This is a genomic window from Rhizobium sp. AN6A, assembly GCF_900215635.1.
Taxonomy (GTDB): Bacteria; Pseudomonadota; Alphaproteobacteria; order Rhizobiales; family Rhizobiaceae; genus Agrobacterium; species Agrobacterium tumefaciens.
This window is the reverse complement of the sequence record NZ_OCNC01000004.1, coordinates 1,420,437-1,432,892: the sequence shown is the minus strand read 5'-3', so window position 1 is coordinate 1,432,892 and position 12,456 is coordinate 1,420,437. Positions and strand designations below refer to the sequence as shown.

Genomic DNA, 12,456 nt, shown 5'->3' with positions numbered 1-12,456 from the left:
CCTTTTGAGTATTCCGGTTGAATTTCGGGGCTGTCGCCGAAAAATGCCTGTCGCAGGGAACTAGCGAAGATCGCGGCGCATGACAAGCGCCGTCGACTTCGCGCCATCCCTGGCGGTGTAATAGGCCTTGCGCTCAGCGACCGTTTTGAAGCCGAGCTTTTTATAAAGTCCCAGAGCGGAGGCATTGTTGCTGTCCACTTCCAGGAACATCGTTTCGGCACCGCGCATCATCGCCTCACGGACGGCCGATTGCATCAGGCGCCAGCCGAGGCCGGTGCGCGCGAACTTGTCGGCCACCGCAACGGTCAGGATTTCCGCCTCGCCGGCCACTTCGCGCGCAAGCACGAAACCACCAAGCGGTTTGCTGAAAAATGCGTTCGTCTGCCGCGCGACGGCACCGAAAACCGAGCCTTGCGTCAACAGCCCGGAAAACTCCCCGTCATTCCAGGGGCGCGGAAAGCGCAGCGCATGCAACTCCGCCACGCCGGCGCAATCCTCATGCTGCATCGGCACAATCTCGAAATAGGGCTTCCAGCTTAGATATTCGTCAAACATAACAAGGAATCATCCGCACGCATTTACGGGTGCCACCTATCAGGCAACGCTCTGGCGTGCCAGCGCAAAACCCGTCTGCGGCCGGGCATCCGGGCCGCGAAGGTAAAGCGGTGCGGGTTTCGGCATGCCTTTCGGCTTGCGTCCACCCGCCCGCGCGACAGTGGAAATCGGAAAATGATCAGGCCCTGACCCCGCGTCGAAACCCTGAAAAAGGGGTGCGGCGGAACCGACAATGGCACCATCGAAACCGGAGAGAGCCGTTTTGGCATCCTCCAGAGACAAAAGCGCGGCCTCGCGGAGCGGCGATCCATCCTCTGCAAATGTCTGGAGGTAGGCTTCGCCCCGTTTTGCGTCGAGCCCGACAGCCACTGGCCGACCGGGATTTTCCATCAGATGATGCAAGGCGATAGTCTCGAGCGTGGTTACGCCGACTGCCTCTATGCCGAGTGACAGGGCAAAACCACGCGCTGCGGCAACGCCGACGCGAATGCCGGTAAAGGAACCTGGTCCGATCGTTACCGCGATGCGCCCGACTTTCTGAAGCGGCAGCTGCGCCTGCTGCAGAGCACCATCAATCACAGCCATCAGCCGCTCGGCATGACCTTTTCCGATGGTTTCGCATACCTCGCCAAGCACCGTGTCGGAGGCGCTGTCATAGACGCAGGCGGAACAGTCCACACCTGAGGTATCGAGTGCGAGAGCAATCATGGCGCGGCCTGGCTTATAACGTCATACAGCTTCGACTTCGCGCACTTCCGGCACGAAATGGCGAAGCAGGTTCTGGACGCCGTGCTTCAGCGTGGCGGTGGAGGACGGGCAACCGGAGCAGGCGCCCTTCATGTTCAGGAACACGGTGCCGTCGCGGAAACCACGGAAAGTGATATCGCCGCCATCCTGCGCCACGGCGGGGCGGACGCGGGTATCCAGCAGTTCCTTGATGGTGGCGACGATGGTTTCGTCACCCGCTTCAAAGAACTCGCCTTCCTCATCCGACACTTCAGCCGCAATGGCGCTGCCCATGATGGGGCGGCCGGACATGAAATGCTCCATGATCGAACCGAGAATGGCGGGCTTCAGATGCTGCCATTCGGCGTCATCCTTGGTGACGGTAATGAAATCGAAGCCGAAATAAACGCCGGTGACACCCGGAATGGTGAAGAGACGCTCTGCCAGCGGCGAGGCCTGCGCCTGCGCTGGGTTGAGAAACTCAGCCGTGCCGCTTTCCAGCACCACCTTGCCCGGCAGGAACTTGAGGGTCGCGGGGTTCGGCGTGGCTTCCGTCTGAATGAACATTATCTGTCTCCTTCGAGGTCGCCGTTCACGCCCCGCAATTTAGAATTCTTCCAAAAAATACGCCTGGCGAAGCCTTACTTCAAGCCCTGACATGATAATTACATTCAAGAAATCGTCAGCCCCAACTTCTTGCCCGAATCCGTCCCTGCCTTTCAGGGCCGGACAAAGGTCAGCAAAGGGCGTCGATTTCCTCATCCGTCAGCGTATCCGGCAGCACGGTGACGGGGATGGGGAAGGCCGCACCGCGTCCTGAGATGGAGGAGACGAGCGGTCCCGGCCCTTCCTTCGTTGATCCTGCCGCCAAAACCAGAATGGCAATATCGCGGTCTTCCTCGATAAGCCCGTGGATCTGTTCGGTTGCGCCGCCTTCACGGATCACTGCCTCCGGCTCGATGCCGATGGTCTCACGGACCTTCTGGGCGATCTTGGCAAGCGTTGCTTCCGCCTCCTCGCGTGCCTCGGCCCGCATGATCTGCTCGACGCCCAGCCACTGCTGGAAATCGCCTTCCGGTATCATGTAGAGCAGAACCAGTCCGCCATTGGAGTTCTTGGCGCGACGACCGGCATAATGCACGGCCCTTTCGCATTCCGGTGTGTCATCGATAACAGCGAGAAATTTGCGACGATGCCCTTCCAGACGCGACAGCCGTTTTGAAACCATTCCGCACTCCCTGTGTCCGCCGCGATCCGAAAAACCGCCCGACGGTTCGGGCGGAGATTATATCAAATCACGACAGGCGCAAACCGCCCGCCGTGATCCGCAAGGCGATACCTGGTCAGCGCAGGAACCCGATGATGTCGCGCACCTCGTTCATCGTGTTTTCGGCGATCGCGCGCGCGCGCTCACCACCCTGTGTGAGGATGGCATCGATGTGGGTGGGATCGTCGAGAAGGCGGCGCATCTCGTTGTTGACCGGAGCAAGCACATTGACGGCAAGCTCGACGAGAGCCGGCTTGAAGGCCGAGAACTGCTGTCCGCCGAATTCGGCAAGAACCTCCGCTTTCGTCTTGTCAGACAGTGCCGCATAGATACCAACGAGGTTTTCGGCCTCCGGGCGGCCCTTCAGGCCTTCCACTTCGCTCGGCAGTGCATCCGGGTCCGTCTTCGCCTTCTTGATCTTTCTCGAAATGGCGTCGACATCGTCCATGAGGTTGATGCGCGACAGATCCGACGGATCGGACTTCGACATCTTCTTGGTGCCGTCCTTCAACGACATCACCCGCGGTGCCGGACCACCGATCAGCGGCTCCACCATCGGGAAATAGGCATGCACCGGCTCATTGCCCACCGTGATGTCGAGGCCGAGACCGGCGTTGCGGATATGGTCGCCGAAATCGATGTTGAATTTCTGGGCGATGTCGCGGGCCAGTTCCAGATGCTGCTTCTGGTCGTCGCCGACAGGAACGTGGGTCGCGCGGTAGACGAGAATGTCAGCAGCCATCAGGCTCGGATAGGCAAGTAGCCCAAGGGACACCTGCTCGGCATTCTTGCCGGACTTGTCCTTGAACTGCGTCATGCGCTCCATCCAGCCGATGCGCGCCACGCAATTGAAGATCCAGGCGAGTTCGGCATGCTGCGGCACAGCCGACTGGTTGAAGACGATATGCTTCACCGGATCGATGCCTGCGGCAATGAAGGCGGCAGCGATCGAGCGGGTCTGCGCCTTCAGGTCCGAATGAACGAGCTGGGCGGTGATGGCATGCATGTCGACTACGCAATAGATGCAGTCGTTATCTTCCTGCAAAGCCACGAATTTGCGAATGGCGCCGAGATAATTGCCGAGATGCAGATTGCCGGTCGGCTGGACGCCCGAGAAAACCAGCGGCTTGAATGCGTTCATTGTCGTCCTCGAAAAGGCTTGTGGAGGGCCCCGCCCCGTGGTTGGAATTGCACGCGCGCTTATGCACCTACAGCCCCTCGCAATCAAGCGGTTTCAGGGCGCGTCAGCCGCGCGGCTGAAGAAGATCCCAGTGATTTCCATAAGGATCCGCAAAGACCGCGACGGAGCCATAAACCTCATGGCGCGGTTCTTCCAGAAAGCGCACGCCCCGCGCAAGCATCGTCTCGTAGTCACGGCCGAAATCGTCGGTATGCAGGAAAAACCCGACACGGCCGCCGGTCTGGTTGCCGATGGCAAGACGCTGCGCCTCACCATCCGCCTCGGCAAGCAAGAGGGCGCAGCCGTCGGTCCCTTGAGGCTTCACCACCAGCCAGCGTTTACCGTCATCAAGAGGTTGGTCGGAAATGCAATCGAACCCCAGAACCCCGCAATAAAACGCCTTTGCCCGGTCGTAATCGTCCACAACAAGGGTAATGAGGGCGATGCGACGGTTTTCGGCAAAGGACATCAGCTTGTCTCCGTCTGGGCATTCTTGTTGCGGCGCTTTTTGATGGCTCTCTTGACCATGCCGAGATCGGCACCGCCGGAAACGAAGGCCAGCACGAAATAAACGAGCATGGCGGAGAGCACGAGGCCCATGATGGTTCCCGCGCGAACGAAAATGGAGGAGGCGGAGGACAGCTCGAAGCTCAGATAGGTCAGCGCATAGTGAACGAAGCCCGCCATAAGGGCGGCGGCCAGCAGCAAGCGCGGAATGCGGGTGAGGAGCGGAATGTCCACATGCCAGTGACCCCGCCACAACAGCATGCCGAACAGCAGGGCGGCATTGACCCAGCCGGCGGTGATCTCGGCAATGGCGATGCCCGGACCGCCGAGACGCGGAAACAACGTCAGCGCCAGAGAGACGTTCACAACCACGGAAATCGCCGCGAAAATCATCGGGGTGCGGGTGTCCTCGCGGGCAAAGAAGCCGGGAATGAACGCCTTTATCAGCACGAAAGCCGGCAGGCCGAGGCCATAAATACCGAGGATCTGCGCAACGGTGACGGTGGCCGAAGGCGCGAAATTGCCGCGCTCGTACAGAAAGCGCACGATGGGTTCCGCCATGACGAGAAGGGCAGCGGCGGCGGGCAATGTCAAAAACAGCACGAATTCGACCGAGCGGTTTTGCAGGCTTCCCGCCTCGACCATATGTCCGCCACGCAAAGCCCGCGCCAGTTCCGGCAAAAGCACGGTGGCAACGGCGATGCCGACGACACCGAGCGGCAGCTGGTAAATCCGGTCGGCATAGGCAAGCGAGGAGATCACACCCTCGCCGGCAGACGCGATATTGGTGTTGATCAGGAGATTGATCTGGGTGATGCCGCCGGTGATCGCGGCCGGCAAAGCAAGGACCAGCAGGCGCTGGACATTCTTCGTCAGCCGGGGTCTGCGGAAACCGATCCGCATGCCGGCATTGCGCACGGCGATCCAGACGATGCCAAGCTGCACCACACCCGCCGCCATGACACCCCAGGACAGGGCATAACCCACTTGAAGCGGGTCGTAGTGCTTCCACCAGGCCAGCATCAGAACACCAATGAGAATGATGTTCAGGAAGACCGGCGCAATCGCGGCAGCGAAATAACGGTGCAGCGAATTCAGCATGCCACCCATCATCGCCGCCAGCGACATGCAGGCGAGATAGGGAAACATGATGGTCGCGAGACGGACGGTGTTGTCGAATTTCACCGGGTCTTCCAGAAAGCCCGGCGCAATAACGGTGCGCACGATGAACGGCATCGACAGTTCCATCAGGATCGTCAAAGCCAGAAGTACGGTGAACAGAACGCCGAAAACTTCTTCGGAAAAGCGTCTTGCACCCTCCATGCCGTTCGCCTCGATTTCCTTGGCAAAAAGCGGCACGAAGGCCGAGTTGAACGCGCCTTCGGCAAAAAGGCGCCGGAAGGTGTTCGGGAACCGGAAGGCAGCATTGAAGGCATCGGCGACCGGGCCGGTACCGACGGCTGCGGCCATCAGGGTCTCGCGGAGGAAACCGAAGATACGGCTTCCGAGCGTGGCCGTGCCGACCGTGGCGAACTTTCCGATCAAGCTCATGGGAATTTCAAGCCTTTGCCGTGCGCGTGGCCGGCAACGCCGCCACATCGGGATGGGCGATGATGCCGTTTGGCATGCGATCGCGCAATTCGTCTTCCTGCTCGCTCATCACGGCCTTCAGGCGCGTGGCAATGCTGGCCTGCCGGTTGTCGTTGGTGACCTTCTGGCCGAAGAGATCAGTCACGTAGAATGTGTCGATGACCTTCTCGCCGAAGGTGGTGATGCGTGCGGAATGAATATCCAGCGACAGATCGGCAATGACAGCCGTCATATCCGCCAGAAGCCCCGGCCGGTCCAGGCACTCGACCTCGATAACGGTGAACTTGTTCGAAAGCCCGTTGGAAATGATGACGGAGGGCGGAATGGTGAAGGCGCTTTTCTTCCTCCGGCTCTTGGTGCGAGTGGCAATCATTTCCGGCAGGCGCTGACGACCGGACAGAACCTCTTCGATCAGCTTGCCGACATTGTTGCCGCGCCGCGTCTCGTCTTCGTCGATCGGAAATTCGCGGTTGATCAGGATGGTATCGAGCGCCCGCCCATCGGATGTGGTGAAGATTTGCGCGTCGGCAATGTTGGCGCCGGCCGCAGCGCAGGCGCCGGTAATGATCGACAGCAGGCGCGGATGGTCGGGCGCCAGCACGGTGATTTCGGTGATGGCGTGGAAGGAATGTGTGCGCACCATGGTCGACAGCGCTTTTTCCTGCTTGTCGGCCTCGCGGATGAAGCGGGTGTGACGCACCTGATCTTCCAGCGCCACCGTCAGCAGATAGGGCTCATAATGCAGCTTGGTGTATTTGCGCCTCGCCTTCTGGCCCCAGTCTTCCAGCGCGTCGTAAAGCGCCTGACGGGCAATATGCGCCCTTTCCTTGCGTGAGACTTCCGAAAAGCCACCGGAGAGAAGCAGCTCGGTCTCGTAATAAAGCGAGCGGAGCAACTGACCCTTCCAGCCGTTCCAGACACCCGGACCGACCGCGCGGATATCGCAGACCGTCAGGATAAGCAGCATCTTCAGCCGCTCCATGGATTGCACCTTGTCGGCGAAATCGGTGATGGTCTTGCGGTCGTGCAGGTCGCGCGTCTGGGCGACCATCGACATCAGAAGATGCTGTTCGATCAGCCAGACGACCATTTCGGTCTGCTTGCCGGTCAGCCGGAAACGCTGGCAAAGCTTGCGGGCCACGCGCGCGCCGGCAATCGAGTGATCCTCCTGCCGGCCCTTGGCCACATCGTGCAGCAGAACGGCCACATAAAGTGCCTCACGCTCCTCGACACCCGGCATCAGCTGGTTGGCAAGCGGATGGGCATCCACAGCCGTTCCCTTGTCCACCTCCGACAGTACGCCGACCGAGCGGATCAGATGTTCGTCCACGGTATAGTGATGATACATGTTGAACTGCATCATCGCGACGATCTTGCCGAATTCGGGAATGAACTTGCCGAGGACGCCAGCCTCGTTCATGCGCCGCAAGGTGAGCGCCGGATCCCGCCTCGAGGTGAGGATCGCCAGAAACAGCCGGTTCGCCTCCTCGTTCTCGCGAAGCCCGTCGTTGATCAGCGACAGCGACCGGGTAACGACACGCAGCGCATCCGGGTGAAGTTCGAGATTGTTGATATCGGCGATGTGAAAGAGCCGGATCAGATTGACCGGATCGTTTTTGAACACGTCCGGCTTGGCCAGCGCGATGCGTCCGCGATCCTCGACGAATTCAACAGAACCGGGAATTTTGCGGACGCGGTGGGCAAAGCGGCTGAGAACACCCGACAGGCCCGGCACGTCCTTTGCCTGCCTGTCCTCCAGTGCGGCGCAGACGATGCGGGTCAGGTCACCTACATCCTTCGCCACCAGGAAATAATGCTTCATGAAACGTTCGACGGCGGAAAGCCCGGGGCGTGGCTGGTAGCCCAGCGCATCGGCGATCTCGCGCTGAATGTCGAAGGACAGGCGCTCTTCTGCCTTGTTGGTGATGAAATGCATCTGGCAACGGACGGCCCAGAGAAAATCATCGGCCTTTTCGAACAGCCTGAGTTCGCGCTTAGACAGGACGCCAAGCTTGACGAGATCGGCCGTATCGCGGACATGGTAATAATATTTGGCGATCCAGAACAGCGTGTGCAGGTCGCGCAGGCCACCCTTGCCTTCCTTGACGTTCGGCTCCACCAGATAGCGCGTATCGCCCGCCTTGCGGTGACGCTGGTCGCGCTCGGCCAGCTTGGCGGCGATGAATTCCGGTCCGGTACCGGTGACGACTTCCGACTCGAAACGTTTTTCGAGATCATCGGTCAGGGATTTTTTGCCGCAGATTGCCCGCACTTCCAGAATGGCGGTGCGGATGGTCATATCGGATTTCGACAGGCGGACGCACTCATCCACCGTTCGCGTGGCGTGGCCAACCTTGAAGCCGAGATCCCAGAGCAGATAAAGCACGAACTCCACGGCCTTGTGCATATCCGGCGTGTTCTTGGCCGGCAGCAGGAACAGAAGGTCGATATCCGATCCCGGCGCCAGCGTGCCGCGACCGTAACCGCCCACCGCTGCAACGGCGATCTGCGGTGCGTCTTTCGGATAGACATATTGGCAGGCGAGATCATAGAGGATTTCGATCAGCCGGTCCTGGAGCCAGGAGATACGTCGGGCGCAGTCGATGCCGCTGCCGTCAGATTTCAGCAGTTCGCGAGCCTTTTCCCGGCCTTCCGTGCTGGCCTTGCGAAAGATCGGCAGCAGGTCGGACCTGACATCGGCTATGCGCTTGCCGTCGTTCTTGAAGATGATGTCGCATTCGCGCTTCAGCGCCGAAACATCGAGAATTTCGGAAAAATCCAGGTCCTTGATGGCCATTTATGCCGTTATCCATGTCCTGTGGGAAAGCCACCGCTTGCGATGGGATTGTCCTATAGCGAGTTTCAAAGGCGATGGACAGGCAGTCTATCCTCTTAAGCCTTGCCAAGTTCTTTCTTTAACGCATAGAGCGCGTCCAATGCCTCACGCGGCGTCATTTCGTCCGGGTTGAACGCTTTCAAAGCTTCTTCCACCTTCGATGGTCCAGCCTTGCGGGTTTCCTCACGGCGAACCGCGATCTGGAACAGCGGAAGATCGTCGATCAGCTGACTGGCCGGGTTCTTGCGATCGGCATCTTCGAGCTTCGTCAGCACCTCACGGGCGCGCTCCACCACCGATGCCGGAAGTCCGGCGAGCCTTGCCACCTGAATACCGTAGGAACGATCCGCAGCACCCGGTCCGACCTCGTGCAGGAAGATGACGTCACCTTCCCATTCCTTCACCCGCATCGTGGCATTGGAAAGGCGACCAAGCTTTTCCGACAGCACCGTCAGTTCGTGGAAATGCGTGGCGAAGAGGCCACGGCAACGATTGACCTCGTGCAGATGCTCGACCGCCGCCCAGGCGATCGAAAGGCCGTCGAAGGTTGCCGTGCCACGACCGATCTCATCCAGAATGACCAGCGAGCGATCCGTCGCCTGATTGAGGATGGCGGCCGTTTCCACCATTTCCACCATGAAGGTCGAGCGGCCACGCGCCAGGTCATCCGATGCGCCGACGCGGGAAAACAGCCGGTCTACGATGCCGATATGGGCGGCTTCTGCCGGAACGAAGGAGCCGATCTGTGCAAGGATGGCAATGAGCGCATTCTGACGCAGGAAAGTCGACTTACCGCCCATGTTCGGGCCGGTGAGCAGCCAGATCGCGCCATTTTTGCCGCCCTCAGCAGCCGACAGATCGCAATTATTGGCGATGAATGGCCCAGCCGACTGGCGCCGCAGGGCCTGTTCCACCACCGGATGGCGCCCGCCTTTGATCTGGAAGGTCATGGAGGCATCGACGATCGGTCGGCAATAGGCGTGCTCCGTCGCCAGATAGGCAAGGCTCGAGGCAACGTCGATAACTGCAAGTGCCGCCGCGCCGGCCTTGATTGCTTCCGCCTGCTGCACCACGGCCTCAACCATGCGTGCGAAGGCCTCCAGCTCCATGGTCAATGCCTGTGCGGCGGCATTGGCGATGCGGCTTTCGAGATCGGCAAGCTCGGTGGTGGTGAAGCGCATGGCACCCGCCATGGTCTGGCGGTGGATGAAGCGCGCCTTGGCCTCGTCCGTCGCCATCATCACATCGGCATTGCCCGCCGTCACCTCGATGAAGTAACCAAGCACATTGTTGTGCTTGATCTTGAGCGACTTGATGCCGGTTTCATCGGCGTATTTCAATTGCAGCCCGGCGATCACACGACGCGACTGGTCGCGCAACGCGCGTACCTCGTCGAGTTCTGGATTGGCGCCCTCACGCAGAAAACCGCCATCACGCTTCAAAAGCGGCAGATCGTCGGCGAGCATCGAGCCAAGCATCGCTTCAAGCCCGCCCGGCAAGGCTTTCAAATCCTTGAGAGCTGTCGCCAGCTCATCCGGCAGCAGCCCATCATCGAGAATAGCTGCAATTTTTTCGGCCGAAACCAGCCCCTGCCTTATAGCGCCGAGATCACGCGGACCACCGCGTTCCAGCGCCAGACGTGAAAGCGCACGCGGCATATCCGCGACGTGTTTCAAGGCATCGCGCAGGCCATCGCAGAGGGATACGTCATCGATGAGATAACCAACCGCATCGAGGCGGGCATTGATCTTTTCCGGGTCGGTCAAAGGCGACATCAGCCGCTCCGCCAGAAGCCGCGCGCCGCCGCCGGTTACCGTGCGGTTAAGGGCATGCAGCAGCGATCCGTCTCTTTCACCCGATAACGTCTTTACCAGTTCCAGATTGGCGCGGGTGGCGGGATCGATGAAGAGGGTCGAGGCGGCGCTTTCGCGCTCCGGTGCGCCAAGGGGCGGGCGCTCGGCAATTTGGGTCTTTTCGACATAGGCCACGGCTGCTGCGGCTGCTGCCATTTCCACGCGTGAAAAAGCGCCAAAACCGTCCAGCGTCGAGACATTGAAATAACGTGCGATACGCCCTTCCGCGACCGCGCTGTCGAATAGGATAGCCGGTTGCGGCACCGCCACGCGGCCGAGGACATCGAAAACAGGCCTCAGCTCTTCGTCGTGGAACAGGCTGTCGGCCACGATCAACTCGCGTGGGTCGATACGCCAGATATCGGCGAGAAGCCGTGTCAGGGTGGTTTCCGCCAGACGGAAGACGCCGGTGGAAATATCGATCCAGGCGAGCGCGAACTGCGCTTCGGCACTGCCGCGGATACGGGCAAGCGCCATCAGATAGTTGGATTCCGTCGGCGACAACAGTTTTTCTTCGGTGAGCGTGCCTGGTGTGACAAGCCGCACCACATCGCGCTTCACCACGGATTTCGATCCGCGCTTCTTCGCCTCGGCCGGGTCCTCCACCTGCTCGCAGACGGCGACGCGATAACCGCGCAGGATGAGCTTCTGGAGATAATCATCGGCGGCGTGAACGGGAACGCCGCACATGGGAATATCCTGCCCCATATGCTGGCCGCGTTTCGTCAGCGTGATGCCGAGCGACCGCGAGGCTTCCACCGCATCGTCAAAGAACAATTCGTAAAAATCGCCCATGCGATAAAACAGCAGCGAACCGGGATTGTTCGCCTTGATCTCGATATATTGCTCCATCATCGGAGTGGCCGTAGCGCGGCTCTCTTCCGAGATCAGGGAAGCGGTGGTCAAAACGTCCGTCAATGGCTTGCCGATGTCATATCGTGTTGCGGAAAGGGAGCGCCGACACTAGCGGCAATGGCCGCACCAAGACAACACACACGGGACCGCTGCCCACAGGAACATCCCGCTAAATCCGAGTTAAAACCGGTCAGCCGTTGATGCGCTCGGTCTCACCGCCGTAATAGCTGATGTAGCGGCCGGCGATAGAGGAAACCGGCAGGACCACGAGAACATCTGTCGTGTTGAAGGCATGGTCCACCACGGCGCCGGAGCCGAACATGGCGCCGAGACGCATATAGCCCTTGATCAGCGGCGGCATGGCGTTCAGCGCCTTGCGGGCGTTCAGCGCCTCAGCCGGCACCAGGTCCATCTCGTGATAAAGCTCGGGAAGAGCGGAAGCCGCCCATTCGCCCTTTGCAACGCAATTGTGATGCAGGAAGGACAGAGCAAGCGCGTGGGCTTCCGGCTGCACGCCGGGGAACGAGGCGCAACCGATCATGGCATCCATGCGGTGTTTCACGGCATAGGCCCAGTTGCCCTGCCACAAAAGCTCAACCGTCCGCTTGGTGCGATATTCCGGCAGCACGCAGGAGCGGCCAAGCTCCATGAAGCGCTTGCCCGGATGGCGCGCCACCAGCCCGGCGATGTCGAACTCGCTTGCGGAATAGAACCCGTTATTGGCAAGCGCCGTTTCCTGCCGCAGCAAACGGTACGTGCCGACGATCTGGTCTTCGCTGTCGCCTTCAATCGCCTTGTCGAGCACGAGCAGATGGTCGCAGACACTGTCCCAGGCATCGATGTCGCGCTTGCGGCGCATGGCGTCTGCGGGAAGGCGCGCCTTCATTTCATCAACGAAAACCCGGTAACGCACGGACTGCGCCGCGTCGATCTCCCGCTCGTTTCTTGCGAGCCGTGTTTCCAGCGAGCCGATACGGCCGAAAAGCCCCTCATTGTCCTGAGCGGTGTCTGGACGAGGATGAATAACAACTTTGTTTTCACAAATGTCGTGACTGTAGATTTCGGCAACCATGGGGAATCGCTCCGC

At 60.1% G+C, this 12,456-nt stretch carries 10 protein-coding genes; all 10 read right to left on the bottom strand.

Annotated elements, in window-relative coordinates:
• Positions 1-60: 60 nt before the first annotated feature.
• Positions 61-555 (bottom strand): GNAT family N-acetyltransferase, encoded by a 495-nt coding sequence (locus CRO62_RS19530; RefSeq protein WP_097101356.1) that lies wholly within the window; start codon positions 553-555, stop codon positions 61-63.
• Positions 556-594: 39 nt separating this feature from the next.
• Positions 595-1,263 carry a tRNA (adenosine(37)-N6)-threonylcarbamoyltransferase complex dimerization subunit type 1 TsaB gene (gene tsaB / locus CRO62_RS19525; protein WP_097101354.1) on the bottom strand — a complete coding sequence of 223 codons (669 nt, stop codon included), beginning with the start codon at positions 1,261-1,263 and terminating at the stop codon, positions 595-597.
• A gap of 21 nt (positions 1,264-1,284) precedes the next feature.
• Complete coding sequence (locus tag CRO62_RS19520) at positions 1,285-1,848, bottom strand: NifU family protein (RefSeq protein WP_097101352.1); 564 nt, start codon at positions 1,846-1,848, stop codon at positions 1,285-1,287.
• 169 nt (positions 1,849-2,017) lie between these two features.
• Positions 2,018-2,509, bottom strand: coding sequence for a universal stress protein (locus tag CRO62_RS19515; RefSeq protein ID WP_003514782.1), 492 nt, complete (start codon positions 2,507-2,509; stop codon positions 2,018-2,020).
• A gap of 115 nt (positions 2,510-2,624) precedes the next feature.
• A complete protein-coding gene (trpS, locus tag CRO62_RS19510; RefSeq protein ID WP_097101350.1) occupies positions 2,625-3,689 on the bottom strand; it encodes a tryptophan--tRNA ligase in 1,065 nt (354 codons plus the stop codon).
• A 103-nt stretch (positions 3,690-3,792) separates the two neighbouring features.
• Complete coding sequence (locus tag CRO62_RS19505; RefSeq protein ID WP_097101348.1) at positions 3,793-4,197, bottom strand: VOC family protein; 405 nt, start codon at positions 4,195-4,197, stop codon at positions 3,793-3,795.
• Entirely contained in the window at positions 4,197-5,786 is a 1,590-nt protein-coding gene (gene murJ / locus CRO62_RS19500) for a murein biosynthesis integral membrane protein MurJ (RefSeq protein WP_003514779.1), read from the bottom strand. Before murJ ends, CRO62_RS19505 begins: the two co-directional genes overlap by 1 nt.
• 7 nt (positions 5,787-5,793) lie before the next feature.
• Positions 5,794-8,622: a [protein-PII] uridylyltransferase gene (locus tag CRO62_RS19495; RefSeq protein ID WP_003514778.1), complete on the bottom strand. Its 2,829-nt coding sequence runs from the start codon at positions 8,620-8,622 to the stop codon at positions 5,794-5,796.
• A gap of 95 nt (positions 8,623-8,717) precedes the next feature.
• Entirely contained in the window at positions 8,718-11,369 is a 2,652-nt protein-coding gene (gene mutS / locus CRO62_RS19490) for a DNA mismatch repair protein MutS (protein WP_097101345.1), read from the bottom strand.
• Positions 11,370-11,559: 190 nt separating this feature from the next.
• Positions 11,560-12,441 (bottom strand): GNAT family N-acetyltransferase, encoded by an 882-nt coding sequence (locus tag CRO62_RS19485; protein ID WP_003514771.1) that lies wholly within the window; start codon positions 12,439-12,441, stop codon positions 11,560-11,562.
• Positions 12,442-12,456: the final 15 nt, after the last annotated feature.

Bases quoted from the DNA above. Each gene is read 5' to 3' on its own strand.
- mutS (WP_097101345.1), bottom strand. From the start codon at position 11,369: ATGATGGAGCAATATATCGAGATCAAGGCGAACAATCCCGGTTCGCTG.
- CRO62_RS19530 (WP_097101356.1), bottom strand. From the start codon at position 555: ATGTTTGACGAATATCTAAGCTGGAAGCCCTATTTCGAGATTGTGCCG.
- tsaB (WP_097101354.1), bottom strand. From the start codon at position 1,263: ATGATTGCTCTCGCACTCGATACCTCAGGTGTGGACTGTTCCGCCTGC.
- CRO62_RS19520 (WP_097101352.1), bottom strand. From the start codon at position 1,848: ATGTTCATTCAGACGGAAGCCACGCCGAACCCCGCGACCCTCAAGTTC.
- CRO62_RS19505 (WP_097101348.1), bottom strand. From the start codon at position 4,197: ATGTCCTTTGCCGAAAACCGTCGCATCGCCCTCATTACCCTTGTTGTG.
- murJ (WP_003514779.1), bottom strand. From the start codon at position 5,786: ATGAGCTTGATCGGAAAGTTCGCCACGGTCGGCACGGCCACGCTCGGA.
- CRO62_RS19515 (WP_003514782.1), bottom strand. From the start codon at position 2,509: ATGGTTTCAAAACGGCTGTCGCGTCTGGAAGGGCATCGTCGCAAATTT.
- trpS (WP_097101350.1), bottom strand. From the start codon at position 3,689: ATGAACGCATTCAAGCCGCTGGTTTTCTCGGGCGTCCAGCCGACCGGC.
- CRO62_RS19485 (WP_003514771.1), bottom strand. From the start codon at position 12,441: ATGGTTGCCGAAATCTACAGTCACGACATTTGTGAAAACAAAGTTGTT.
- CRO62_RS19495 (WP_003514778.1), bottom strand. From the start codon at position 8,622: ATGGCCATCAAGGACCTGGATTTTTCCGAAATTCTCGATGTTTCGGCG.